Origin of the sequence: Bacillus sp. ISL-47, from assembly GCF_018613175.1 — a bacterium.
In the GTDB taxonomy this organism is placed as follows: domain Bacteria; phylum Bacillota; class Bacilli; order Bacillales; family Cytobacillaceae; genus Cytobacillus.
The window spans coordinates 20,655-44,931 of the sequence record NZ_JAGGQS010000024.1; the positions used below are offsets into that span (position 1 = coordinate 20,655).

Genomic DNA, 24,277 nt, shown 5'->3' on the forward strand with positions numbered 1-24,277 from the left:
CAGACGGTTAAATAGGTAGTTGCACGCAAATCGAGGAAAGCGGTTCATAAACTGTAAAAGCTACACGCAAAAAGAGGAAAGTGATGCATAAATTTAAGAAGTTGTCCGCAAATAACGGATGGGTATTCAAATATTAAACAAGTGCAATGAATCCCAGCTTTTTAAACCGAAAGTGCATTGAAAGCTCTATCTAATATTCGAACTCAAGCTCTATTAAAAAACAGAATGAATGAGTATTCATTTAACAGGAGGGATTTCTCCTCAATTGTTGAATTTAACAGATGGGGGTGAATAAATGTTTGCCGTAAATGTGGAAGGCGCTATTTATAAAGATGGCAAGTGGCTGGTTATTGAGCGTGGCCGGAAGGAATCACATGCAGCAGGCGAGCTGGCTCTGGCAGGCGGGAAGGCGGAGCAGGAAGGCCATACAACAAATCTTCTCGAGCGCACTGTAAAGCGGGAGATTTTTGAAGAAGTCGGCCTGCTGGTCAGCGACCATATGCATTATGTAAGAAATACATCCTTCATTGCAAACGGCGTCCATGTAGTGGATATCGTTTTTCTATGTGAGTATGAAAGCGGAGAGGCTTTTAATAAAAGCCCGGATGAAGTGGAAGCCGTTTTCTGGATGACAACAGATGAAATTCTGCAGAATCCCGCTGCTCCAATCTGGCTGAAGGATAGTATTAAACAGGCGGAACTTTTAAGAAGAAGCTTAGAAAAAATTTAATCAAATAAGGGGGCAATAAAAGTGCCAGTCAAAGAAGAGCTTCAGCAGCTTGTCGATAAAATGAATGCGGACCCTGTACATATCAAGAATGAAAAGGATCGGGTATTCCAAGTAGACCTGGAGGAAAGCGGCCGGCTGCAAATCATTTTAAAAGATGGAAAGGTGGCTGTGGAGGAGGACGCACCTTATGAGCCGGAAGTTACACTTAAACTATCAGATAAAAACTTCTCCAAGCTTTTAAAGGACAACCTGAACACGACAGTGGCGTTTATGACCGGCGGACTCAAGGTGGATGGCAAAATGGGCCTTGCCCTTAAACTGCAGGAAATAGTGAAAAAATATCAATAAGAAAAAGGCAGCCCCTCCATAACAGGAAGCTGCCTTTATGCAGCTAAAAATACAATGCCATTAATTCTTCATCATAGTACACACCATTGATCTTCAAAGCACGCCGTTCCTTGCCGTAAACTTCAAACCCAAAAGACGAATATAGCTTTTTCGCAGGCTCATTTTCTGACATGACAGCCAAATGAATCTGCTCAACGCCTTCCCAGCTCCAGGCCTTTTCTACGGCTTCACCGATCAGTTTTTTACCGATGCCCGTCTGTCTGGAGGCTTCGGTCACATACATCGCATATATATTGGACCGGTGCTTCATTTTTAATCCGGTTTCCCTTACTAAGCTAACCACACCCACAAGCTGGCCACCTTCAAATGCGCCAAAGTGAAAGGAGTTATCAGCTTTAAATCGGTCTCCATAAACTTCGGGAGGGCGCCCAACCTCTTCTTCATAGCTGGAACCAAACGCCTCTGGGTTCTTTCTTAACCCTTCTAATCTCAATTCTTTGTATTTTACAGCATCATCAGGCTGTAAAAGCCTTATTTCCATTTTAATGCCTCCTTCACGCTTCTGTCTCCGCTACATGCTTGACCCGCTCCGCAAATTGTTTAACGATCTTGTCATTCGCAAAAATTAAGAAGAGTTTTACAAACCATTTTAACGCCTGGTTCGTGGCCGTGTATTTGAACCGGGTTCTGTTCTCGTCCAATTTGTCCATTTCATAGTGGGCTGTAATATCGAACATGTTAGCAAGGCGAAAACCGACCTTCAGCACTTTATGGTCTGGAGTATCCGAGTACTTGAGGGTTTCCACATCGTATTCTTCAACCCTTGATCCTTCTTTATATTTTTGCCGGTAGATGGTGCCGACACCTTCATCCGTAATTTTAACCGGCTTATGCTCGACCACCTGGGGCATGATTTTTTGCATATTTTCCTCAGAACCATTTAATAGCCCCCATACCCTTTCAATCGGAGCTTGAATTTCTATTTCAGTTGACCACTTTTTCACCCTGCCATTCCCCCTATGGTTAAAATCCTATTTCCATTACTTTCTCTGTACCTGCACAAAACCCTTTTACTTTTTTGTTGTTTCCGGAAACTTTGTTGCCTTTTGAAGGCAACCGTAATTTAACCTACTGAGTTGATTGTAGCGGAGGGCACTTGATCCTCGAAAATGCATTCGCATTTTCTTACGAAGAGGTGTCTATTCAAAGAAGTTTATTCAATGTCCTGCGGGAAGTGAGAGAAGTGCGAGACCCCACAGGCGAAGCCGAGGAGGCTCGCAACCCTCCCCGTTGAAAGCAAGTGTCCGTAGCGGAAATCAACGGGCAAAATCAATAAAACAAAAACAATAATCTATGAGAAAAAGGAGCCTGCTTTTTATGAAAATTAGTTTTAATCCCCAATATACGGGAACAGGAATGAAAAGGATAAACAGGAGGGATTAACATGTCACAGGAATACGGTAAATACCTAAAGGATGTTGTAAAAGGGCAGCAGTCCCAGCAGGACAAGCAGCAATCACTGAAGGATCAGGAACGCTTGCCGGATCAGCAAAACCGTTTGAAGGACCAGGAGAATATGAGAAGATAATAAAGTGAGGGAGCTATAATTTGTAGCTCTCTTTTTTTAGAGGAAAAAAAGAATTTCGCCCCGAATATTAAAGCAAAGGTTTGCCGATGATGAATATACATATAAAAAGGGGGACGAAAGATGGGCGTATTATTTGGTTTAATTATAGTGACTCTTGCCTTTGCCTACAGCATTGACCGCAGGCGAAAGAAGAATAATAATACACTGCAAAAAGGAATCAGTCCAAACGAAAAGCCGGGAGAAAGTTCGAATTATATGATGGGTGACAATCGGTATACTGGAGGGGGACAATAAAATGGGAAGCGTTGTGTAATAAGCAAGGCTTCTTTTTTTGTCCCTATAATGCTTTCTTCTCCTGAAAATGGGAAAAGCTAATGGTACCTGGTTTCTTTTGGGCATCAGAAAGGGTATAAGATACATACAGAATTGTAACCTTTTTAGAGTTGGAGAAGTGGGCCATGAGAAGACGCAGAATCGAGTCACTTTTTGTATTTATCTTAATTGTAACAACCTATACAATATTTTTTACAGATGCCAGCACACTAATCAAGCTAGTTGCTGCTATTTTGTATGGCACGGCCATTTTAATAAGTGCCTATTCATTGATGCTCGAAAACCGTTCCCCCCATCAGACCCTTTTATGGATGTATGTTCTTGTGTTTTTTCCGGTGTTTGGTTATCTTTTTTACTTGTTTTCCGGACAGCTTTACTTGAAAGGCTATTTGTTTAAAAGCAAAAGGAGCAGGGACCGGGATGAATGGAAAAGACTGATGAAGAGAGAGGATACCCCGGATATTTCCTTCCTGCAGGACAGCCAGCTATGCTTTGCCAGGTTTGCCAATAATGTGGCCTTAACGCCGCTTAGCACCAATTCGCGGGCGAAGATGCTGAAAAATGGAGAGGAAACCTTTAATGAAATTAAGAAAAAACTGCGAGAAGCAGAAGAGTTTATCCATATGGAATATTATATTTTCCGCTCAGACCGGCTTGGAAAAGAAATCATAAATATATTAATGGATAAGGCCAAGCAGGGTGTGGAGGTGCTGTTTATTTTTGATGCGGCAGGCAGCATGGGGATTTCACTGGAGGATCTGCAATCCATGGAGGAAGCGGGCATTAAAGTACGGCCTTTTTCCCCTCTGAAATATGGATTTTTTAATCAGAAATTTAATTTCCGCAATCACCGAAAGATTGTCGTCATTGATGGGAAGGCCGGTTTTGTAGGCGGTCTCAATGTTGGCGTTGAATACTTGGGCGAGGACGAAAAAATCGGTTTTTGGCGAGATACCCATATGATCTTAAAAGGTGAGGCCGTATACACCCTTCATACGGTGTTTTTGCTGGATTGGGAATATGTCAGTAAAGAAGAGGTACTCGAGCAATATAGAGAGGTTAAGTATCAAATTGACGATGACGTGCTGGATGGGGCGGTGCAGGTTGTTGCAAGCGGCCCTGACACTCAGCAGGGCATTATGAGTGATTTATATTATTCCATCATCTCTTGTGCAACCAAATCCATTTGGATTGCCACGCCATACTTTGTTCCAGACGAATCCATCAGGACAGCTTTAAGGGTTGCGGCAGCTAAAGGGGTGGAGGTGCGTATCCTGGTGCCGGAAATTAACGACAGCTTCCTGACCCAATATGCGAGCAGATCTTACTTTCCGGAGCTGCTGCGGTACGGAGTGGAGATTTATTCTTATAAAAAAGGCTTTTTACATCAAAAAATCATTATCGTTGACGGCATTCTCGCTTCGATTGGAACAGCCAATATGGACATGAGAAGTTTCCACTTGAATTTCGAAGTAAATGTATTCCTATACGGCACCAGCTCCATCCGCGATCTTGTCTCCCATTATGAGGAGGATTTGGAGGAGAGCGTTAAAATAAGTCCTGTAGAGTACTATAAGAGAGGTTTTGTTGAAAGATCAAAAGAATCATTCGCCCGGCTGTTTTCGGGTGTACTGTAAAGGTGTCTTGGATAGGCGCCTTTTTTTTATGTCTGGAAAGATAATTGTTACCTTGCAAATTAGAGAATAGAACCTGCAAATAGAGTGGTCCAACCTGCAAATAGCCAATCACTCATTTTCCATTTAGGTCCCCAGACCAGGACCAATCATTCTTCCTATTGGTCAAAAAAGGAAAAATCCATACTAAAATGAATATTAGTACGGTATGATTAGAATAGTTTGAAAAGTTAGATATATGAAGGAGGGGTTTCATGCTTTCACAATCACTTATTGAAGACGTCATAACGGCAGCTCTAGCCACTGGCGGGGATTTCGCGGAAGTATTCGTTGAGGACCGTTTTACAAATAATTTGGCGCTGCAGGGCGGGAAAATTGAGAGCAGTTTGTCAGGCCGGGATTTTGGGATTGGCATTCGCGTGTTTAAGGGAATGCAGAGCGTTTATGCCTATACAACGGATGGAACGAAGGAAGGCTTGCTAAAAGCGGCGGGGAATGCTGCGCAGGCAATCATCGGAAACACGGTTATTCAGCCCTCCCAGCTGCGAAAGGAAATGATTCCTGCGGCACATCCGATCTCTTTAAATCCGAGGGAGGTTGAGAAGTTCCGCAAAGTGGATGTAATGAAAAAGGCTTACGAAATTGCCAAAGACTATCATAATAGCATCCAGCAGGTTACGGTTAGATATTTGGATGAAGAGCAGAATGTACTGATCGCCAACTCGGAAGGCAAGTTTGTAGAAGACCGCAGAGTACGCAGCCGCCTTGCGATTCAATCGATTGCAGCAGACGGCAATCAGATGCAGCCGGGATTTTACGGACCTGGTGCTCATAAAGGCTTTGAATTTTTAGAAAACCTGAATCTTGAGCATTATGCAAATGAAGCATCCCGTATTGCGGTTACGATGCTAGGTGCAGATCCTTGCCCAAGCGGGAAATTCCCTGTCATTATTGATAATGAATTCGGCGGCGTTATTTTCCACGAGGCATGCGGACATGGACTTGAAGCCACATCTGTCGCGAAAGAGAATTCCGTTTTTGCCAACCGGATTGGGGAAAAAGTGGCTTCGGATGTCGTTACATATATTGATGACGGCACAATCGCCAATGAGTGGGGATCCATCACCATTGATGATGAGGGCGAAAAAGCACGCAAAAATGTTCTGATTGAAAACGGTATTTTAAAAGGTTACCTGATTGATAAATTTAATGGGCGGAGAATGGGCATGGAGTCAACCGGTTCAGGCAGAAGGCAGTCCTACCGTTTCGCTCCGACTTCCAGAATGACCAATACGTATATCGCTAATGGAAAGTCCTCTCCGGAAGAAATTATTTCAAACACTGAGCATGGCATCTATACGAAATACATGGGCGGCGGCCAGGTGAACACAACGACCGGCGATTATAATTTCGCGGTTATGGAAGCGTACCTTGTGAAGAATGGGAAAATCGGCAAACCGCTTAAAGGTGCTACCTTAATCGGAAACGGACCTAAAACCCTCCAGCTTGTTGATATGGTCGGAAACAATCTTGATCATGGTGCGGGCATGTGCGGGTCTCAAAGCGGCAGCATCCCTGTGAACGTAGGCCAGCCGATGATTCGTGTGAGCGAAATGACCGTCGGCGGAAGAAAGGGGGAAAAATAGGATGAATTTACAGGAGTTTAAGGAGCAGCTCTTCCAGCTGGGTGAGCAGCATGGCTTTACGGATATGGAGCTCTATTACGAGAGGGATGAGAAGTTTGCTTGTGAGCTTTATAAAGGGGAAATCGATACCTATGACACTTCCGAAGTATTCGGAACCTCCTTCCGAGGCCTATACGAGGGCAAAATGGGCTATGCTTTTACGGAGAAGCTTGATGAAGAATCTCTTTCTTTTCTTATAGAAAATGCGAAGGAAAACTCCGAGTTTATAGAAGATGAAGTGCAAGAAGAGATATTCGCTGGCAGCCAAAAGTATGAAGAAGGAAACTTCTATTCGGCTAATCTTGCAAAAGTAACAATTTCAGAAAAAGTCAATTTGCTTAAGGAAATTGAAAAGCATATTTATGCGTATGATGAACGGGTAACGGGGACCGATTATTTTATGCTGAGCAGCGGTGAGACAGAAAAGGCCATTATGAACAGCAAAGGTCTCAGCCTCAGTGAAAAGAAGAATCATATCGGAATTTATGTATCGGTAATCGTTAAGCAGGACGGTCAGGTGAAAAATGGAGAGTACTCCAAGTTTACAAGAAACTTCTCGATCTTAAAGCCTGAAGAAATCGCAAAACATGCAGTGGAAGAAGCCTTGTCGCAGCTGAATACTCAAAGTGCTGAAAGCAAAAACTACCCAGTTTTGTTGAGGAACGATGCTGCGAGTGCATTATTGCAAACATTCACCCCTATTTTTTCAGCAGAAAATACACAAAAAGGGCAATCAGCCTTAAACGGAAAAACAGGAGAAACGATTTCGGTCCCGTCACTGAGTATTGTAGACGATCCATTTTTGGAAGAAGGGCTGCTCAGTTCAAGCTTTGATAGCGAAGGTGTTGCAACAGTTAAAAAGGATATTGTGAAAAGCGGCAAGCTCGTTTCGCTGATGCATAACCGTAAAACAGCACAAAAAGAAGGAGTGGAATCGACAGGAAATGCCTATAAAGCCTCCTATAAGGGAGCGTTAACGGTAGCACCAACTAATCTCCATGTCGTTCCATCTGATAAAAGCTATGATGAATTAGTATCATCCATATCTGAGGGAATTGTCATTACCGAACTGTCCGGACTCCACTCTGGAGCGAATACCGTATCAGGAGACTTCTCTATAGCAGCGAACGGGTATTTCGTCAAAGACGGAAAAGTTCAAAACGCTGTCAATCAAATGACTATTGCCGGCAATTTTTATGAGCTCCTGAATAATATAGAAGCTATTGGGTCTGATTTGGAATTCTCCATGGGATTTATGGCTTCCGGCTATATAGGTTCCCCTTCACTTTTAATAAAAGAACTTGCTGTAACAGTAGAGTAGCAGGAGGTGGCACATCACAATAGTGGTGTGCTTTTTCTAATAAAATTCATGAGTAGGGAAGGAAGTGTGCCTGGAAAAGCAGAATATTGAATTTCATCGTACAATTAATTATTAACAAGCAGGGGGGACACTCTATAAAAGCCAAAAACAATGCGAACCGTTGATAAATAAGGTTAGTTGTTGCGGAAGGTGAGAGACTCCAGCGGGAGAAGTGGGACAGATGAGACCCCACAGGCGTTGTACGCCGAGGAGGCTCACCTCTCGCCCCGCGGAAGCTTGAGCATCCTGGAGCGGATATCAACCTCTCCTCCCTACTTGTTATAAAAGTAACAAGTTTGCGAAAATAGCCTTATGGAAAAATCATTAAAGTAAAGACAAAGCAAAGCTCATAATATCTAAAAGGAGGCCAAAGCGATGAAAACATTGGAGGCTAAACGCATTCTTCTTCGAAACCTTACACTTGATGATGCCGAAAAGGTAGAAGAGTATGCGAGCGATTATGACGTAGCAAAGACCACTTTAAATATTCCGCACCCTTATCCTAAAGGCGGTGCGGAGGAGTTTATTACAAGTATTCTTGAAGCCGAGAAAAAAGGAAAGATTGCTATTTTTGCCATCACGCTAAAAGAGGATAATCGTTTAATTGGGCTGATTAATATTTCGGGACCAAATGCAAACAGAAGAGCGGAAATCGGCTATTGGATCGGCAAGCCGTTCTGGGGTAAAGGCTATGGAACTGAAGCCGCCATGGCGATTATCAAATACGGCTTTGAAGAAATGAATCATAACCGCATTTATGCGCTTGCTTTTACCGATAATCCGGGGTCCTGGAGGATTATGGAGAAGGCTGGAATGAAGCATGAAGGAATATTGCGCCAGCATGCAGTAAAAGACGGGAAGCCGGTAGATTTAACTTATTATGCGATCTTGCGGGAAGAATATATGGCTAAACACGCCTAGTTTGAATCTGGTTCTTGAATGTGTTTCAATGGAAGCATAACTTTTCCTAAATGGAGGTTCTTGTGAGAATCATTGCTTCCCACCCCTTTATCATTGTAAGCCGGACGATTGACTGGAATCAGCAGCAGTACATTGAACAGGAACACCATCTTCATCTCTATGAAGACCAGATTATTTCGCCCACGGAAAAATTTCTGATTGATGAAGTATGGGATATGTCATACAGGGTGTCCAATTCGGAAATCGGATTCCTTTACCTTCATACGAACCGGGGGCTGTATTCCTTTCATGTAAAATCTGAACCAAGTCAATTTATCCATCATTATAAGGAACTCAAGCAATAAGAAAGCCGGAACAGTCATTAACAGACGATTCCGGCCGTTTATTTTAACCCTGTTCACTTAGGCGCACAAGCATGTGGGCCAGCTTATGCCTTTCTTCTTCATCTCCTACCTTCCACAATTCTTTCAGCAGCTGCTCTTCCCGGTTTTTTGGCTCCACATTTTCAGCGAGGTAAGCAGCAACCTTTTCAGCTGTTACCGCAAGCTGCTCTTCATTTAATCCCAGCCTTTTGCCAAGCTCGATTCTTTCGCTCAGGTAGCTCTTAAATTCATCAAAGGTGCTTAAGATATCTTCAGCTCGCTCATTAGACATACGGTCCATTGCCTTTCTAACATTTTTTGTATCCAATTCACCATCTTGTTTAATTACGTGTTCTTGTTCATTCATACTTATGGCCTCCTAAAAGAATGTTTCTTATTTAATATCCTTTTAGAAGACAAGTTAAACTAGCTTCCTGCATTTGCTAGAGTTCATTTGAAGGAGAAGTCCCCTTTACTGCATTCAATTTTTTAAACCTTGCTCTGGATAAAAGAACCCCAATTTCATATAACCCGATCAATGGTATTAACACGAGAATCTGTGAAAATAGATCGGGAGGCGTAATTAGTGCTGAAACAACTGCCATAATAACATAAGCGTATTTCCGCATGGAACTGAGCATAGCAGGTGTGACAATGCCAATGGCTGTCAGGAATAACAAAAGCAAGGGAACCTCAAAAAGAAACCCAAAAGGAATGGTGGACATCAGCAAAAATGAAAAATATTCCCTGGCAGTAATCATCATGGAAAAGTGGGATTCCCCCAGTAACATCAGAAATTGATAAATAGTGGGGAAGATAATGAAAAAACCGAAGCAAAGACCGCCGATAAAACTGAAAAGGATGGCTGGGAAAAACATGATAGATAGCCTGCTTTCTTTTTCAGTTAATGCCGGCTTCACAAATAGCCACACCTGATAGGCGATAAAAGGAAGCGAAAGCCCGAGGCTAATGCTTCCTGCTATTCCTGTATACATCTTAATGACATCAAGAGGCCCAAGCATGACAAGTTCATGCTGATTTGACAGCAAGGGTATTAATCTATTGATGGAAACTAAACAAACGGCAAAGCAAAATATAAAGAAAATTAGCGACCGAAGAAGCACTTTTCTTAGGTCCGTTAAATGCTCCACAAGGGTTTGCTCATCTTTGTCCATTTCAAACCCTCCTCTTAAAGCGGTTTATCCTTTCGGTCTGATGGTTCGATTGGGCGTGTCTTCGTTTCAGGCTCATCATCGTCACTCATAATATCCCGGGCTGACTTTTTGAATTCGGAAAGTGTTCTCCCAAAAGCCGACCCGATTTCAGGCAGCTTCTTGGGGCCAAAGATAATTAAAGTGATGACCAGGATGATAATCAATCCCGGAATACCTATATTTGAAAGACCCATAATCCTCACTCCTTTTACTGCTGTTTATGATGTCAGACTTAAGCGCAATCAACTCAAGGTCTTAAGCTCCTGGAAAAGGAAAGCTTCGTCAGTAACTTATCGTTCTCCCAAAAGTGCAGGTTTTGGGAGGACGCAGCGGTTTTAGTCCGCGTTCCTTTTTAGGTGGAAGTCCGGCGCTTCCTCTTTATGCAAGCAGGCCGCCTTCTTTGCTGTATTTAATAATGCCCTCTGCTGCCCTGTAGGCAAGTGCTCCCACTGTTCCTGTAGGATTATAGCCTCCATTATGGGCAAAAGCAGATGCGCCAATGACAAATACATTTTCCGCATCCCACATCTGGAGGTAGTTATTGACCGCAGAAGTTTCCGGGTCTGCTCCCATAATGACACCGCCCGTATTGTGAGTTGTCTGATAAGGGACGATATCATAATGCTCAAGCTGCTGTCGGTCATTAACTCTCGAAGGGCCCATTTCTTTCATTATCTTGTCTGTGATACTGCCAATGTAGTTGTAAAGGTTTTTATCCTGTTCAGTAAAGTCGTAAGTCATACGCAAGAGCGGGAGTCCATAGGCATCTTTGTAGGAAGGATCCAAATCCATGTAATTAGTCTTGACTGGCATGGATGCACCCTGTGTACCGATGCTTAGTGCTCTTGTAAAATACTTGATTGAATTTTCCTTAAACTTGCTGCCCCATTTTGGTGTATCGGTCGGAACCATATTATATTGGATTGGCCTGTAGCCGGATTGGTTAATGGATATGGAACCGCCGTGGATGAAGTCAAGATCGGAATGGTCAAAATTATCGCCATTATAATCATCGACTGTCGCCCCCAAAGCACCAGCACCCATGAACGTATTGAATTGTTCTTCATCAAAGAAGCCTGCAGAACCAGGAAGTATCTGATAACAGTAATTCTTTCCAATAACACCTTTACCTGTGTCAGGATTATAGGGACGGCCAAGCTTGGAAGTAAGCAAAAGGCGGGTGTTATTCATGACATAGCTTGTCACAATGACCATTTCAGCCGGCTGGATAAATTCTTCTTTCGTCTGGACATCAATATATCTGACACCAGTTGCTTTTTTTCCGTCATGAAGAATTTCTGTTACATTCGCATAATTACGGATATCAACATTTCCCGTTTCTTTGGCAAAAGGAATAACGGCAACGGTTGGGTCTGCTTTAGCCCCATATTCACAGCCAAAGCGCTCACAGAAAGCGCAATACTGGCAAGCGGCCATCTTGGCGCCATACTGGTTTTCATAAGCTTGGCTCATATTCCCGGAAGGCATTTGATAAGGCTTCATTCCTAACGACTTGGTCGCTTCCTTAAACCTTGCAGTAATAGGCGTTTCCTTCATTGGAGGATTCGGGTAAGGGTTCGATCTTTTAGGGCCGAGCTCGCTTTCCTCTCCGCCAATCCCCGCAGCTTTTTCAAATTGATCAAAATAAGGCTCAAGTTCATCGTAGGTAATGCCCCAATCCTGAATTTGAAGGCCGAGATCCTTTACCTTTGCTTCGCCATATTTTTTTATCGTTTGCGATTTTATTTCAAAATCATAGGGCAGAAAGCGGAAGGTATGACCATTCCAATGGACACCTGATCCGCCTAAGCCCTCACCAAGCAAAAAGGAACCAAGCTGCCTCATGGGAAGGGCCCTTTCCTTGGCGTGATTGCGGAAGGTAATGGTCTCCTTTGAAAGATCCTGCATTAATTCATAGCGAATTCCATAGCGAAGCTCGTCATGGACTACATAGTAGTCTTTCACACCGCGTTCTTTTCCTCGTTCAAGGCCGACAACCTTGATTCCCTGCTTTCCAAGCTCGGCGGCAAGAATTCCTCCTGCCCAGCCGACTCCTATAATGACTGCATCTGTTTTTGGCAATGTTTTAGCCATATTCTTCCCTCCCGATAGTGGAAAATAAATTTAAATTCTTTCAAATTCCGATTATTTCGTATATGCATGGAGGCTGTTCGGTTTAATTTCAACGAATTTCTCGGACTCAATTTGGTTAATATAGCTCATTTGGTGGCCTGGGAAGTTTTTCATTTTCCACCCTTCCATATTCTTATTGCCTGCATATGCAGGATCTGCATACACACCCTCTATGGTTGCGGCCCGCAGGATACTAAAGAACGTTTTAGAAGTAACGCCCCGCAGCTCCACTTTGTCTTCTTCAAAGGCAGTGAGGATTTCATCCTGCTGTTCACCTTCCAGTTCAGCAAAAGGCTTTTTAAATTTATCCCTGCTGTAGGTTTGAAGAGCGACCAGGCCAACATCAAAGACTTCATGGCGTTTAAGAGGGGATTGATACCCCTGAAAGTTTGAACCGGGAAAGAAAGGGCCCTGCATATATTCCTTTGTATTGTGGCCCCATGAACCAGCCAGCTGATGGTCAATGAAAAAGGGAACATCCAAATCATTTGCCCCCGGCCCGTTTTCATCCTTCGGATAAATTCTTTCTACAGCGGCTTGCAGAATCCCGAATATCTCTGGATTGGTAAAATAAAGGGGTGACTGCTGGAATGCAACCTGGTCATGTCCATTTTCATGTTCGTTACCTTCAGTGGCAGTGCCGTCATCTTTATTCATGTTGGCTCCAATCAGCCCGCCAAGAATCCCTCCGCCTACCAATCCACCAGCAACTAAGCCGGAATTGCGGATAAATTTTCTTCGCGACATGGTTGATTCTGATTTATTTTCATGTTCAGACATTAACTGGAAACCTCCTTTTATTAGGCATTATGGAAAAAGATATTCATATCTAAACAAAGTTTAAAAAAATTTAATAAGGCGGCAGAAAAAAAAGAGGGAGAATTTTGAAATATAGGGAAGGAAAGATAGGAAAAAAATAACTTGAAATTAAAACGGTAGGGAAGGAATCTAGTGAAGAAGCTTTTTCGTGGACATTAAAAAAGATGCAAACCGCTTGGTCTGCACCTTTTTTAAGTCCGATGACGGACAACCTAAGGAGTTACGATATGCATAGGATCGAACCGATCTTAAATATATCGGTTATAGACGAGAGTGCCTTTCGAACGCTCTGCAAATCCTCCCTGGTTTCTTGCAATGCCAATGACGAACCTTGAAGTCGCTGTTACGCTTTTCATCGTGAACCAGTCCCTTCTGTTTTGTTATTGGCCTTGCATTATCTGTTTACCACGATGACCTGTCCCAAAACATTTTTCTTATAAGAAATATTTGGTAATTAAAAACCCTTTTTCTATTCAGTTTTATATAAGATGGATAAAATAAAAGGATAGGGAGTGAATGCATTGAATACAAAGAAAGAAATTCGTGAATACATATGGAATTATCTTGAGGAAAATAAGCTTGGACGTTTTCCTTTTCCGCTGAAAAATAGAATTCCCAATTTCAAAGGTGCTGAAAAGGCGGCACAATTTGTTTTTAGTATGCCCGAATACAAAAAAGCAAAAGTCATAAAAGTGAATCCTGATAGTCCGCAGCTGCCGATCCGCACACAAGTTTTAAAAGACGGTAAGACTTTGCTGGTGCCGACTCCAAGACTGAGAGCAGGCTTTATTATGGTAAAACCGGAATGGGTTCCTGCCGGTGAAGAACGAAAAGCCGCGAGCCTTAAGCATATACATTCATACGGAAAGGAAATTCCTCTTACTGAACTTCCTGTGATCGATTTATTTTTTGCAGGATCTGTGGGGCTTCATAGGGATGGAAGGCGAGTTGGGAAGGGCGAGGGGTATGCTGACCGGGAATATGCGATTATCAGGGAGCTTGGCAATCCTCCCATCCCTGTGATTGGAACGGCTAATAGCGCCCAGGTCACAGGTGCAGATATACCAAGAGATCCCTACGATTTGACGGTGGACTGGATTGCAACCGAAAAGGAGCTGATTCAAACGAATACACCTTATCCAAAACCGGATGGCATTCAATGGGAACTTGTGACCGAAGAGGAAATGGAAGAAATGCCAGTTTTGCGGGAAATATGGGAGATGACAAAAGGGAAGGCAGCCAAATGATAAGGCTGCCTTCTAGCCTTTTACTTCGTCCATTTTCTTTATAACATCATCAATCTTTGCGTGATCTTCAGGTGATTCATCAATATGGTTCCACAATATCTTTCCATTTGGGGAGAAAAGCCAGGTTCCGCCTTGAATATAGACATCCTGTGTTTTCATGGATTTCATTACGAATTCCTTTTGCTTTTCATCCTTAGGAATAAATCCGTTAACCTTTCCGGTTATAAAACTAAATGCTGCTTTGGAAAGAAGCTTCCATTTTGGCATCGTTTTATGTCCCATGCCCTTATAAGACTCCCTGGATGGATCGCCGAGGATTGGAAATGGGTAGGGACCAAACTGGTCAAGGAATTGTTTGATGAAAGGTCCTTTAGAAGGAGCGATGGCAATAACCTGAAAGCCTCTTGCCTCCACTTCGTTTATTCGCTCGCGCAACTGCGCAAGATAGGCTCTGCAAACTGGTCAGCCAAGGTGGCGGACGAATACAGCCATGGTATATTGGCCATGGATTGCCTGGTCCAGGGTAATGTTTTGTTCAGGGTTCTGGGTTTCTAGAATGTATTTCATGTATTTACCGCCTTTCAAGAGATACTTTAGATCATACCGAACCTTTACAAAGGAATACAGAAATAATGCTCTGTCTGTGCAAAAAGAAAAAGCAGGATCTGCTCCTGCTTTTCTTAGTCCCTGCTTCCCAGAATCCCGAAAATACGCAGGATATTGATGAACAGGTTGATAAAATCAAGATATAGATTAAGAGCCATTAAAGGCACTTCTTCAGCTGAAACACCATAATGCTTCATGCGGTTGAAATCGAATAGTACATATCCGCTGAATACCAGCACTCCAATGAAAGAGAAGGCAAGCATTCCGGTAGAGCTTAGCGGCCAGAAGATATTAAAAATGGAAATCGCAATAAGTGCAAGCAATGCAGCCATAAGCATGCCGCCCAGGAATGATAAATCGCGTTTGGTTGTAGTAGCGTAAACTGCTAGGCCTGTAAAAACGACTGTAGTTGTCGCAAGAGCAACCAGGACAGGGTTCGGTCCAATGGCAGCAAGGTAATGGGCCACAATTGGATAGGTTGTTACCCCTGAGATAAACGTGAACACATAAAGGAAGGTGTAACCGATCGCCTTTTTGCGGCGAAGCAGAAAGGCGAAAAGCAGCATTCCGACTTCCAGAATAACTAACGGCAGAAACAGTGCAGGCGGAACAAACACGCCGGCCATCGTCCCGATAAAAGCAATTCCTAATGATAGTGCAAATGCCCTCAGTACAGATGGCAAGTAGCCATTGCTGTTTGCAGTGTGCTGTACATACATTTTTTCATTTCTCCTCTATTGTAATTGTTATATATGTATATACGGAATACCTGTTAAGGAGGTTTCAGGATTTTATTTGTTTTTTAATAGATCCCTGATTTCTGTTAGAAGCTCCACATTTTTATCTATAACGGGTGAAGGCTTGGCTTCTTCTTTCTTTTTGAAGCGGTTTATCATCCTTACAACCATAAAAATTGAGAATGCAATGATCAGGAAATCAACAATATTTTGCAGGAATAAACCGTATTTTACCTCGGCGCTTCCCACTTTGACCATCAGGTTTGTGAAATTCACTCCTCCCAATAGCAGCCCAACAAGCGGCATAATTATATCATCTACAAGGGAAGAAACAATTTTTCCGAAAGCTGCTCCGATGATAACTGCAACAGCCAAATCTAAAACATTCCCTTTTAAAGCAAACTTTTTAAATTCATTCCACATATAATCCCTATCACCTTTCTGTACAAATTACCGTTATTATACTATGAACGGAAAGGGAAAGACTAGATAGGTCAGTACTTAAATGAAGAAAACCTCTAACGAAGGAGGACAAATCTTTATATACAGCAATAAATGCCTCCAAAACCCAGGTATATGAAGAATCTAAGAAAAAAAGGAGAGCCGGCATCAAAGCAGCTGCTATTGTTTCTCTCTTCAAAACTTAGAGTAAAGGCCCTGGTCCTTTCCTAAAATATCCGTTGACAGAAACAAGCTTTTTCTCTATAGTAACTATGACAATTACATTTAGAATATTCCCGTGTCAACGGGAGAGGTTCATAGCTTCACCCTCTATAAAAAACTATGGCTTTGATTATACAATAATCAACCATATCCAGAGAGGATATGGTTTTTGTTTTTTCAGGCTGTGTTTTGGACCTCTCTTGGATGCCGCGGGATCTTATAAAGGGAGGCTTTTTTTATGTCAGGAAGAAAAGATGAGGAATTAACGGATATTACATTATTGGGAAATCAGGGCACGAAGTATCTTTTTGAATACTCGCCTGCGATTTTGGAGGCTTTTGATAATAAGCATCCAAACCGCGATTATTTTGTAAAATTTAATTGCCCGGAGTTTACGAGTCTGTGTCCGAAAACGGGTCAGCCGGACTTTGCGACCATATATATCAGCTACATCCCAGATCAAAAAATGGTTGAAAGCAAGTCTTTGAAGTTATATCTTTTTAGCTTCCGTAACCATGGCGATTTTCATGAGGACTGTATGAATATCATTATGAACGACTTAATCGAACTGATGGACCCGCGCTACATTGAGGTATGGGGCAAGTTTACGCCAAGAGGCGGGATTTCGATTGACCCTTATTGCAACTATGGCAAGCCGGGCACGAAGTATGAAAAAATGGCGGATTACCGCTTAATGAACCATGATCTTTATCCGGAGACGATTGACAATCGTTAATGAGAGGTGAATATCTTTGCTTTTATATTTAAATGCAGCCTTTGCAGGGCTGCTTATATTATCAAATATCCTGGCTGTTAAATTGTTCAGCATCGGAAGCTGGGCGATCCTGCCCGCTGCTGTAATCGTTTATGTATTTACGTATCCAATTACAGATATTATTGGTGAGGTTTACGGCAAAGAAGCGGCGCGCAAAACAGTATTTGCCGGATTTGTGACTCAGCTGATGGCAGCGATTTTTATTTTCACGGCCATCCACCTTCCTTCCGCACCTTTTTTCGGTGCACAAGCCGAGTTTGAAACGATCCTAAGCGGCAGCTTCAGGGTAACCATTGCCAGCCTAATATCCTACCTGGTAAGCCAAAATCTTGATGTGTTTGTTTTTCACAAGTTGAAAGAAAAGCACGGCAGCAAAAAGCTGTGGATTCGCAACAATCTCTCAACGGCCTCCAGCCAGCTGATTGACACAACGGTTTTTATTCTGATTGCTTTCTTTGGCACAATGCCGCTTGGGGCTTTAATGGGCATGGTGGCTACTCAGTATATCTTTAAATTTACCGTAGCGGTTGCTGATACACCGTTAGTCTATTTATTTGTTAAAATGGCAAAAAAGGAACGTACTGGCGGTGAAGCAAATGCTGCGGCATGAGCTTGCATTAAATTCATTTTTAAAATAGTATCAAAAAAGCAGAGCAATCTGCTTTTTTTGTTGCACAAAAATAATATTAATGGGATTATGTTTAGGGAATATTCTGTATTCTTTTAACCGAATGCAAGAATACCTTCCAATTAATACATACTAAAAGAAAGCACTGAAGGGGGAAAAGATGAAGATAGATAGACATAAAAAAGATCCTCGCTTTAAAATTGCTGAAAAAGAGGCATGGATCGGAATTGCACTCGTTCTTTTTAACTTTATATGGTGGTATGGATTTGCCTATGGAATGGGCTCGGGTCCCGCAGAGGAATATACATACATCTTTGGATTGCCGGCCTGGTTTTTCTATAGCTGTGTAGCGGGCTTTCTTATTATGGTGGTGCTGGTAACTGCAGCCGTTAGATTCCTTTTTAAAGAAGTGCCTTTTGAAGATCGGGCGGAAGGGGGAGATTCCGAATGAACTGGGAAGTCGTGGCTCCTCTTCTCATCTTTTTAGTCATTATTTTTCTTATTGGCTTTTGGTCCAGCAGGCAAATGCAATCAGGCAATTCATTTCTTCAGGATTACTTTCTGGGTGGAAGGCAGTTGGGCGGGTTTATCCTGGCAATGACGATGATTGCTACGTACGGAAGTGCCAGCAGTTTTATTGGAGGTCCCGGTGTAGCATATACACAAGGGCTTGGCTGGGTTTTGCTTGCCATGTCACAGGTGGTTACAGGCTACTTCGTTCTTATGGTCCTTGGTAAGAAATTCGCCATCACTGCGAGGAAGTATAATGCGGTCACGCTCATAGATTTCCTGAAAGAAAGATATAACAGCAAATGGGTCGTCTGGCTTTCAGCTCTCAGCATCATTATTTTCCTATTTTCCGCAATGGCGGCTCAATGGGTTGGCGGTGCAAGATTAATTGAGTCATTGACAGGGTTAAGCTATATTTCCGCATTGTTTATTTTTGCAGCTTCTGTAATGGTTTATGTGGTTATAGGAGGTTTCCGTGCAGTAGCGGTGACCGATGCTGTCCAGGGAGCGATTATGTTTATTGGAACCTTGATCCTTCTAATTGCTGTCATTGTGGCAGGGGGAGGAATATCCAATATTATCAGTGACCTCTCGGCAGAAAACCCGAATCTTATTACTCCATATGGTTTTGATGGCGGGCTTACGCCTTTATATGTTTCCTCTTTCTGGATTTTGGTGGGAGTTGGTGTTGTTGGTCTTCCGCAGGTTGCAGTGAGAGCCATGTCTTATAAAAATGCAAAAGCCATGCACCGGGCGATTATTATTGGGACCGTGGTGGTTGGCTCTATCATGCTTGGCATGCATTTAATCGGTGTATTTGCCCGTCCGATTCTTCCGGGGATTGAAGTAGGGGACAAAGTCATGCCGATGATTGCAATGGAAGTGCTTCCACCCTGGCTGGCTGGAATTGTACTGGCGGCTCCGATGGCGGCTATCATGTCAACCGTTGATTCCTTGCTTCTGCTTGTTAGTTCAGCCATAGTAAAAGATGTGTACATCAATTATATAAAGCCTGATGCCAGTGAAAACACTATTAAAAAAATGAGCTTTAGTGTTACAGCTCTCTTGGGCGTCCTGGTGTTTTTAATGGCCCTCAGTCCGCCTGACTTGTTGATTTGGCTGAACCTATTCTCATTTGGGGGGCTTGAAGCAGCCTTCATTTGGCCGGTTGTGCTCGGTCTGTATTGGAGAAAAGGGAATAAGTTCGGCGCAGTAGCCTCCATGCTTACTGGAACAGGCTCCTATATCCTCTTTCATACCTTTTATCCAAATGCGTTAGGCATGAATACAGTCGTTTTGCCTATTGCATTATCACTGCTAACTTATGTAGCAGTAAGCCTTTTTACCGAAAAGTCCATGTCAGCAGCTGCTGAAATATAAAAAAGCAGGCTCCAGTTATAACGGAGCCTGCTTTGCTTTTGAGGCTGGATCCATTGATATACTTGGCCGGAACCCGATTCAATCAAACGTTTGATTGAAGCAGGAGAATTGCCTTAAACAGAGGATATGAAAGGAAATGCTTGTTTTTATAAAAAAATGAGCATATTGGTAGATTTGTAGAAACTATCCCTATTTGTTACACTTAGTAGGTTAAAGGCAAAGTTATTGTAACATTTGACTTTAAATGGAAATGTTTTTAATACATTAGGGAGATTACAATGAAAAATTTTATATATATCATATCGATGGTCATGTTATCGTCTGTAATAGCAGGCTGTTCAAGTGAAACCAATGCTTCCTTAAATACAGAGGATGTTACTTTTAAAAAAGAAGATAAAGTTGAGTCAGAAAATAAATTTCCTGCTGTAAAAACAGAGGGGAAAGAGAAAAAAGATACTGCTTGGCTTAATAATAAGTCTTTATACCAATTTGAAGCTGCTGATGGGAAACTAAAATATACCGTATATCTTTATGCAGAACATGAAAGAGATACAATCCTGGAGACAGACAGCCAAAAAGGCAAAAAAGGTGATTCCTACTATAGAGGAAATTACTCGGTCTATTTGGCAGAAAAGGAATCTGATGTTGCTTTTAAACAGGATGTTCTTAGTGAGAATGGTGAAATGGTTTTTAACCCTTCGAAGGAACAAGCGTATACATTAAAAATGCGAAATAAGACAATCATTTCAGTTTTTCAGCCGAAAGGTAAGGACGAAGCCAAGGGCCATTTATTGGCAATTAAAGATGGTGAAATAATCGAGATTCATTCCGAGAAGGAAGTCATCACTTCTTCACTGGCTAAAATAAAGAGAGTAAACCAGAAATTTATCCAAACTGCCCAAAGCAAACAAGATAAATTGGTTTTTTCAACATGGCTTTTTAACGAGGAAACCCTTTCCCTGACTCTTCACGATCGTGAAGAGCTAGAGAGCGTAAACAATGCCAGCTGGATGAATCAATGGATAGAAGATGAAGCCTTCTATTACCCATTTAAAAATCTTGAACTTAGCAGTGATGTAATTGAAAAAGCAAAACAAGGAATTCCGCTTGGAAGTCCTTATCCAATTGGCACAAATATAAATGAAATTATGAAATCAGAGCCGGACTTTATAGATAAGGAATCCGAAGATGATAGCCCGTATGTCAGGTACCCGGACATTACCTATTACTACGAACGTGAAACCGGTAATGTAACTGCTATTTCCATCCCTGGTCAGCGGATGAGAACTACGATCGATGAGATAAAGACCCTATTTGGAAATCCAGCTGAAGTAGTAGATGAACCGAATTCAGATGGAACCATTTCGGTTTACACGGCAGATAAGTACTCCATCGAAGTTTTTTCTGATGAAGAGGGACAGGTCAGCAAAATATACTTAACTAAAACAATAAAAAATCATGCGGAATAATTCCGCATGATTTTTTTATTGAAATGATAATCTTGAATTAACCTTAAAAAGCCCAATCGCCTTTTCGGAATACTGGCTCAGCATTGCCGTCTTCGGTGATGCCATCGATATCCATTTCAGCAGAGCCAATCATAAAGTCAACATGTGTTAAGCTTTCGTTCAAGCCGTTTTCCGCCAGCTCCTCGCTGGACATTTTCTTTCCGCCCTCGATACAGAATGCATATGCACTGCCGATAGCAAGGTGATTGGATGCATTTTCGTCAAACAAAGTATTATAGAAAAGCAGGTTTGACTGGGAGATTGGCGAGTTGTAAGGAACAAGGGCTACTTCACCAAGGTAGTGCGAGCCTTCATCCGTTTCAACAAGCTGCTTAAGAATTTCTTCGCCTTCTTCTGCTTTAACATCCACAATGCGTCCATTTTCAAATGTCAGGCTGAAGTTGTCGATGATGTTTCCGCCATAGCTTAATGGCTTTGTGCTGGAAACTGTGCCGTTAACACCAGTTTTATAAGGAACGGTGAAAACTTCTTCCGTAGGCATGTTTGCCATGAATTCATGTCCCTGTTCATTTACACTGCCTGCTCCAACCCATAAGTGGCCTTTTGGCAGCTCAATTGTAAGATCAGTTCCAGGAGCTTTGTAGTGAAGCTTCTTATAACGCTTACTGTTCAGATAATCCACTTTTTCATGAAGTGTTTCATCGTGCTTTTTCCAAGCTTCAACCGGATTGTCCAGATCTGTTCGAGTTGCTTTAAAAATAGCATCCCAAAGCATTTCCACTCTGGATTCCGCTGGTACGTCAGGAAATACCATATTTGCCCATGCTGGAGAAGGCGCAGCAATTACAGTCCAGCTGACTTTATCGGATTGAATAAACTTGCGGTATTTGGCAAGCGCCGTTCCTGCAGCCTTTTGGAAGCTGGCAATCCGTTCTGATTTTACGCCTTTCAGCAAATCAGGGCTTGCTGATACGATAGACATAAATGCCGCGCCCTTTTCAGCCAAATCTTCTACTTCTTTGGCACGCCATTCCGGGTACTCTGTAAAAGCCTCATCCGGAGCCAGATCATACTTTGTGCGTGTAACCGTGTCGTCGCTCCAGTTTACAACAACATTGTGTGCACCCGCTTCATAAGCCTTTTTTACAACCACACGGACAAATTCTGCTGCATCAAGCGTTGTGTTAACAACAAGTGTCTGGCCCTTTTGGACATTCACGCCAACCTTAACAGCCAGCTCAGCGTACTTCTCTAAATTAGTTTGAAAGTTGCTCATTATGTATTCTCCTTTGTCAGAATCTTCATTATCAATTGTAGCTTTTCTTTTCGGAAAAAGAAACATATTGAATTTAAAATCATTCCGGAGAACCTGCTGACTCCATCTCAGGGCTGAAATTGGATTATAATAAATGATCTATTTAAATTGGGTGTTGATTTCCATTTAAACCCAATTGGCTATATAAGAGCTAAAAATAAGGAATCTTATACAGATTCCTTTTCAGGATTAACTGTCCTGCTCCTTCCGGGAAGTGCAAACATCAGCCAATATAAGAATGAACTTAATACGGCCAGGAAAGCCAGGATGATAAATGTCCAATCATATCCGATCCAGACCGTTAGCGGAATGGAGATAGGAGCAATGGTCTTTCCGATGGTAAATCGGAGGGAGGCTGCAGCAAAATATTGGCCTCTCATATGCTCAGGGGCAATTTTTGATACAAAGCTCTGCTGCAGGCCAGCGGTCATTAATTCGCCCAGTGTAAAGACAGCCATTGCCAGGATTAATCCCCAAATCCATTGTGTTTGGCCAAACATAATAATAGCCGCAGCATAGGTGAGTGAAGATAAGATAAAGACATTTCTTTCTTTGTACTTTAGCATCATTTTCGTTACGGCAACGGTAAATAGAGCTACAAGAAAGCCGTTTTCAGAAAGCAGAATTCCAAAGGCCTGCTCTCCATGGACATGAAAAGACCATTCACCCCATTTAAAGAGCTGCTGATCTTTAACAAAGTCATTTGCATAGACAGGTATTAATAGATCAAGCTGCATAAAGGTTTGCGCTGCCAGAATCCCAGCAATAATAAACAGAAGAAATGTTTTATCACTGAAGATAATGCCATAATCCTTCACTTGCTTTAATAAAAAGGAATACCACTTGCCTTTTTCGCTCAATACATAAGACTGCTTAGGAGCTGTTTCCCTTGTCCACTTTCCAAGAATAATGGCTAAAAGCATACAGATAAGGCCAGCGGCTATAAGAAGCTGAAAGCGGTAATGAATATAAAAGATAGCTCCCAGGATTGGCCCCACAACAACAGCTATATTAATCGATGTGTAAAAGATAGCAAATACATGGCTGCGATCTTTTTCATCCACCACATCTGCTACCATCGCCTGGCTAGCCGGCCAATAAAATGAACTGAAGACACCCACTAGAGCAAAACAGACAAAGCCAAGCACAGGAGAATCCAGCCAGGGAGAACTCGCGAAGGCGAAAACGAAAAAGGATACTCCCTGCCCAAAGGCTGATAGAACCATCATTTTCTTTCGGCCGAATCGATCGGCACAATAACCTCCCATTAAGTTGGCCAGCACAGAAAAAACCTGCGAAAAAATGAGCAATAACCCGGCTTTGTCTTTTCCGAATTCATCCGCAAAATAAATCGTTAAAAACGGGAAGAACATCCAAAACGTAATATTCATTAGCGCTTCCCCAAATAATCTCACCTTTAAATTCTTATCCCATTCTCTTATTCTCATGCTGTTTCCTCGACTTCGATTACCAGAATAACGCTATCATACTACCAAGTTTGAACAAAAGACAAGATGTTTTTATCTATGAAAAAAGCCAAACCATATTGGGTTCGGCCTTTTCACATGGCTCTTTTCTAAAAATTGTTGTTTTATTATGATTTTGTGATTAAAAAACAAAGAGTGTGGAGAGGTTGATTTCCGCTCCAGGATGCTCAGCGAACCGCGGGGCGGGCGGTGAGCCTCCCGCAGGACTTTGGATAAGCATCCTCGAGAATCACCGCACGAAGGAAATGCGAATGCATTTTCGAGGATCTCGCACCTTACGCTCCAATCAACCAACCTTATTTTTATTGTTAAGGCTCTGTTAAATTGGCCTGT

Annotated in this window: 26 protein-coding genes, 1 pseudogene and 1 riboswitch; of the genes and pseudogenes, 15 read left to right on the forward strand and 12 right to left on the reverse strand. The window is 42.3% G+C overall.

The window, feature by feature from the left end:
- The first annotated feature begins 295 nt into the window (after nucleotides 1-295).
- Both J7I93_RS09515 and J7I93_RS09520 read left to right on the forward strand, forming a co-directional pair.
- On the forward strand, nucleotides 296-730 hold the full coding sequence (locus J7I93_RS09515; protein WP_214725614.1) for an NUDIX hydrolase: 435 nt from the start codon (nucleotides 296-298) through the stop codon (nucleotides 728-730).
- A gap of 21 nt (nucleotides 731-751) precedes the next feature.
- Nucleotides 752-1,078: an SCP2 sterol-binding domain-containing protein gene (locus J7I93_RS09520; protein WP_214725616.1), complete on the forward strand. Its 327-nt coding sequence runs from the start codon at nucleotides 752-754 to the stop codon at nucleotides 1,076-1,078.
- A 43-nt stretch (nucleotides 1,079-1,121) separates the two neighbouring features.
- Here the strand turns inward: J7I93_RS09520 and J7I93_RS09525 are convergent, their stop codons facing one another.
- Entirely contained in the window at nucleotides 1,122-1,619 is a 498-nt protein-coding gene (locus J7I93_RS09525; RefSeq protein WP_214725619.1) for a GNAT family N-acetyltransferase, read from the reverse strand.
- Nucleotides 1,620-1,632: 13 nt separating this feature from the next.
- Entirely contained in the window at nucleotides 1,633-2,082 is a 450-nt protein-coding gene (locus J7I93_RS09530; protein WP_214725621.1) for an SRPBCC family protein, read from the reverse strand.
- A gap of 440 nt (nucleotides 2,083-2,522) precedes the next feature.
- Between J7I93_RS09530 and J7I93_RS09535 the strand changes: the two genes are divergently transcribed.
- The 7 genes from J7I93_RS09535 to J7I93_RS09565 all read left to right on the forward strand — a co-directional run bounded on the left by J7I93_RS09535 (nucleotide 2,523) and on the right by J7I93_RS09565 (nucleotide 8,943).
- Nucleotides 2,523-2,666: a hypothetical protein gene (locus J7I93_RS09535; RefSeq protein WP_214725623.1), complete on the forward strand. Its 144-nt coding sequence runs from the start codon at nucleotides 2,523-2,525 to the stop codon at nucleotides 2,664-2,666.
- Nucleotides 2,667-2,786: 120 nt separating this feature from the next.
- On the forward strand, nucleotides 2,787-2,960 hold the full coding sequence (locus tag J7I93_RS09540) for a hypothetical protein (protein WP_214725625.1): 174 nt from the start codon (nucleotides 2,787-2,789) through the stop codon (nucleotides 2,958-2,960).
- A 164-nt stretch (nucleotides 2,961-3,124) separates the two neighbouring features.
- The gene (cls, locus tag J7I93_RS09545; RefSeq protein WP_214725627.1) at nucleotides 3,125-4,636 is read left to right on the forward strand and encodes a cardiolipin synthase; all 1,512 of its coding nucleotides are present in this window, start codon (nucleotides 3,125-3,127) and stop codon (nucleotides 4,634-4,636) included.
- Between the two features lie 251 nt (nucleotides 4,637-4,887).
- Entirely contained in the window at nucleotides 4,888-6,279 is a 1,392-nt protein-coding gene (locus J7I93_RS09550) for a TldD/PmbA family protein (protein WP_214725629.1), read from the forward strand.
- A 1-nt stretch (nucleotide 6,280) separates the two neighbouring features.
- Nucleotides 6,281-7,639 (forward strand): TldD/PmbA family protein, encoded by a 1,359-nt coding sequence (locus tag J7I93_RS09555; RefSeq protein WP_214725631.1) that lies wholly within the window; start codon nucleotides 6,281-6,283, stop codon nucleotides 7,637-7,639.
- A gap of 414 nt (nucleotides 7,640-8,053) precedes the next feature.
- A complete protein-coding gene (locus J7I93_RS09560; RefSeq protein ID WP_214725633.1) occupies nucleotides 8,054-8,599 on the forward strand; it encodes a GNAT family N-acetyltransferase in 546 nt (181 codons plus the stop codon).
- A gap of 62 nt (nucleotides 8,600-8,661) precedes the next feature.
- Nucleotides 8,662-8,943, forward strand: a complete 282-nt coding sequence (locus tag J7I93_RS09565) for a hypothetical protein (protein WP_214725635.1) — start codon at nucleotides 8,662-8,664, stop codon at nucleotides 8,941-8,943.
- A gap of 43 nt (nucleotides 8,944-8,986) precedes the next feature.
- On the opposite strand, the gene J7I93_RS09570 is transcribed toward J7I93_RS09565, so the two are convergent.
- From J7I93_RS09570 to J7I93_RS09590, 5 genes are all read right to left on the reverse strand, one after another.
- A complete protein-coding gene (locus J7I93_RS09570; RefSeq protein ID WP_214725637.1) occupies nucleotides 8,987-9,328 on the reverse strand; it encodes a DUF3243 domain-containing protein in 342 nt (113 codons plus the stop codon).
- Nucleotides 9,329-9,404: 76 nt separating this feature from the next.
- Nucleotides 9,405-10,136 (reverse strand): twin-arginine translocase subunit TatC, encoded by a 732-nt coding sequence (gene tatC / locus J7I93_RS09575; RefSeq protein WP_214725639.1) that lies wholly within the window; start codon nucleotides 10,134-10,136, stop codon nucleotides 9,405-9,407.
- Between the two features lie 14 nt (nucleotides 10,137-10,150).
- A complete protein-coding gene (gene tatA, locus J7I93_RS09580) occupies nucleotides 10,151-10,369 on the reverse strand; it encodes a twin-arginine translocase TatA/TatE family subunit (RefSeq protein ID WP_214725641.1) in 219 nt (72 codons plus the stop codon).
- Nucleotides 10,370-10,553: 184 nt separating this feature from the next.
- Complete coding sequence (locus tag J7I93_RS09585; RefSeq protein ID WP_214725643.1) at nucleotides 10,554-12,269, reverse strand: GMC family oxidoreductase; 1,716 nt, start codon at nucleotides 12,267-12,269, stop codon at nucleotides 10,554-10,556.
- Between the two features lie 51 nt (nucleotides 12,270-12,320).
- A complete protein-coding gene (locus tag J7I93_RS09590) occupies nucleotides 12,321-13,088 on the reverse strand; it encodes a gluconate 2-dehydrogenase subunit 3 family protein (RefSeq protein ID WP_214725645.1) in 768 nt (255 codons plus the stop codon).
- 560 nt (nucleotides 13,089-13,648) lie between these two features.
- On the opposite strand from J7I93_RS09590, the gene J7I93_RS09595 reads away from it, so the two are divergent.
- Complete coding sequence (locus J7I93_RS09595) at nucleotides 13,649-14,374, forward strand: 5-formyltetrahydrofolate cyclo-ligase (RefSeq protein WP_214725647.1); 726 nt, start codon at nucleotides 13,649-13,651, stop codon at nucleotides 14,372-14,374.
- A 12-nt stretch (nucleotides 14,375-14,386) separates the two neighbouring features.
- On the opposite strand, the pseudogene J7I93_RS09600 reads toward J7I93_RS09595, so the two are convergent.
- The 3 genes and pseudogenes from J7I93_RS09600 to mscL all read right to left on the reverse strand — a co-directional run.
- Nucleotides 14,387-14,824: pseudogene (locus J7I93_RS09600) on the reverse strand (peroxiredoxin-like family protein); the annotation flags it as partial.
- Between the two features lie 230 nt (nucleotides 14,825-15,054).
- On the reverse strand, nucleotides 15,055-15,699 hold the full coding sequence (locus J7I93_RS09605; RefSeq protein ID WP_214725651.1) for a Bax inhibitor-1/YccA family protein: 645 nt from the start codon (nucleotides 15,697-15,699) through the stop codon (nucleotides 15,055-15,057).
- Between the two features lie 72 nt (nucleotides 15,700-15,771).
- Nucleotides 15,772-16,140: a large conductance mechanosensitive channel protein MscL gene (gene mscL, locus J7I93_RS09610; RefSeq protein ID WP_214725652.1), complete on the reverse strand. Its 369-nt coding sequence runs from the start codon at nucleotides 16,138-16,140 to the stop codon at nucleotides 15,772-15,774.
- A 322-nt stretch (nucleotides 16,141-16,462) separates the two neighbouring features.
- A riboswitch (PreQ1 riboswitch) is annotated at nucleotides 16,463-16,508 on the forward strand.
- A gap of 110 nt (nucleotides 16,509-16,618) precedes the next feature.
- Between mscL and queF the strand changes: the two genes are divergently transcribed.
- From queF to J7I93_RS09635, 5 genes are all read left to right on the forward strand, one after another.
- Complete coding sequence (gene queF, locus J7I93_RS09615; RefSeq protein WP_214725653.1) at nucleotides 16,619-17,116, forward strand: preQ(1) synthase; 498 nt, start codon at nucleotides 16,619-16,621, stop codon at nucleotides 17,114-17,116.
- 16 nt (nucleotides 17,117-17,132) lie between these two features.
- Nucleotides 17,133-17,765 carry a queuosine precursor transporter gene (locus J7I93_RS09620; protein WP_214725654.1) on the forward strand — a complete coding sequence of 211 codons (633 nt, stop codon included), beginning with the start codon at nucleotides 17,133-17,135 and terminating at the stop codon, nucleotides 17,763-17,765.
- Nucleotides 17,766-17,943: 178 nt separating this feature from the next.
- Entirely contained in the window at nucleotides 17,944-18,234 is a 291-nt protein-coding gene (locus J7I93_RS09625) for a YhdT family protein (protein WP_214725655.1), read from the forward strand.
- Nucleotides 18,231-19,673, forward strand: a complete 1,443-nt coding sequence (gene panF / locus J7I93_RS09630) for a sodium/pantothenate symporter (protein WP_214725656.1) — start codon at nucleotides 18,231-18,233, stop codon at nucleotides 19,671-19,673. Before J7I93_RS09625 ends, panF begins: the two co-directional genes overlap by 4 nt.
- A gap of 278 nt (nucleotides 19,674-19,951) precedes the next feature.
- Complete coding sequence (locus J7I93_RS09635; RefSeq protein ID WP_214725657.1) at nucleotides 19,952-21,142, forward strand: hypothetical protein; 1,191 nt, start codon at nucleotides 19,952-19,954, stop codon at nucleotides 21,140-21,142.
- A gap of 43 nt (nucleotides 21,143-21,185) precedes the next feature.
- Here J7I93_RS09635 and J7I93_RS09640 read toward each other — a convergent pair whose 3' ends face one another.
- Together J7I93_RS09640 and J7I93_RS09645 are read right to left on the reverse strand one after the other, a co-directional pair.
- Nucleotides 21,186-22,418 (reverse strand): aminopeptidase, encoded by a 1,233-nt coding sequence (locus J7I93_RS09640; protein ID WP_214725658.1) that lies wholly within the window; start codon nucleotides 22,416-22,418, stop codon nucleotides 21,186-21,188.
- A 206-nt stretch (nucleotides 22,419-22,624) separates the two neighbouring features.
- Complete coding sequence (locus tag J7I93_RS09645; protein ID WP_214725659.1) at nucleotides 22,625-23,905, reverse strand: MDR family MFS transporter; 1,281 nt, start codon at nucleotides 23,903-23,905, stop codon at nucleotides 22,625-22,627.
- Between the last annotated feature and the right edge of the window lie 372 nt (nucleotides 23,906-24,277).

Bases quoted from the DNA above. Each gene is read 5' to 3' on its own strand.
- J7I93_RS09570 (WP_214725637.1), bottom strand. From the start codon at position 9,328: ATGAATGAACAAGAACACGTAATTAAACAAGATGGTGAATTGGATACA.
- J7I93_RS09515 (WP_214725614.1), top strand. From the start codon at position 296: ATGTTTGCCGTAAATGTGGAAGGCGCTATTTATAAAGATGGCAAGTGG.
- J7I93_RS09605 (WP_214725651.1), bottom strand. From the start codon at position 15,699: ATGTATGTACAGCACACTGCAAACAGCAATGGCTACTTGCCATCTGTA.
- J7I93_RS09625 (WP_214725655.1), top strand. From the start codon at position 17,944: ATGAAGATAGATAGACATAAAAAAGATCCTCGCTTTAAAATTGCTGAA.
- J7I93_RS09540 (WP_214725625.1), top strand. From the start codon at position 2,787: ATGGGCGTATTATTTGGTTTAATTATAGTGACTCTTGCCTTTGCCTAC.
- J7I93_RS09645 (WP_214725659.1), bottom strand. From the start codon at position 23,905: ATGAGAATAAGAGAATGGGATAAGAATTTAAAGGTGAGATTATTTGGG.
- cls (WP_214725627.1), top strand. From the start codon at position 3,125: ATGAGAAGACGCAGAATCGAGTCACTTTTTGTATTTATCTTAATTGTA.
- J7I93_RS09585 (WP_214725643.1), bottom strand. From the start codon at position 12,269: ATGGCTAAAACATTGCCAAAAACAGATGCAGTCATTATAGGAGTCGGC.
- J7I93_RS09535 (WP_214725623.1), top strand. From the start codon at position 2,523: ATGTCACAGGAATACGGTAAATACCTAAAGGATGTTGTAAAAGGGCAG.
- J7I93_RS09590 (WP_214725645.1), bottom strand. From the start codon at position 13,088: ATGTCTGAACATGAAAATAAATCAGAATCAACCATGTCGCGAAGAAAA.
- J7I93_RS09560 (WP_214725633.1), top strand. From the start codon at position 8,054: ATGAAAACATTGGAGGCTAAACGCATTCTTCTTCGAAACCTTACACTT.
- J7I93_RS09640 (WP_214725658.1), bottom strand. From the start codon at position 22,418: ATGAGCAACTTTCAAACTAATTTAGAGAAGTACGCTGAGCTGGCTGTT.
- tatC (WP_214725639.1), bottom strand. From the start codon at position 10,136: ATGGACAAAGATGAGCAAACCCTTGTGGAGCATTTAACGGACCTAAGA.
- J7I93_RS09555 (WP_214725631.1), top strand. From the start codon at position 6,281: ATGAATTTACAGGAGTTTAAGGAGCAGCTCTTCCAGCTGGGTGAGCAG.
- queF (WP_214725653.1), top strand. From the start codon at position 16,619: ATGTCAGGAAGAAAAGATGAGGAATTAACGGATATTACATTATTGGGA.
- J7I93_RS09525 (WP_214725619.1), bottom strand. From the start codon at position 1,619: ATGGAAATAAGGCTTTTACAGCCTGATGATGCTGTAAAATACAAAGAA.
- tatA (WP_214725641.1), bottom strand. From the start codon at position 10,369: ATGGGTCTTTCAAATATAGGTATTCCGGGATTGATTATCATCCTGGTC.
- J7I93_RS09635 (WP_214725657.1), top strand. From the start codon at position 19,952: ATGAAAAATTTTATATATATCATATCGATGGTCATGTTATCGTCTGTA.
- mscL (WP_214725652.1), bottom strand. From the start codon at position 16,140: ATGTGGAATGAATTTAAAAAGTTTGCTTTAAAAGGGAATGTTTTAGAT.
- panF (WP_214725656.1), top strand. From the start codon at position 18,231: ATGAACTGGGAAGTCGTGGCTCCTCTTCTCATCTTTTTAGTCATTATT.
- J7I93_RS09550 (WP_214725629.1), top strand. From the start codon at position 4,888: ATGCTTTCACAATCACTTATTGAAGACGTCATAACGGCAGCTCTAGCC.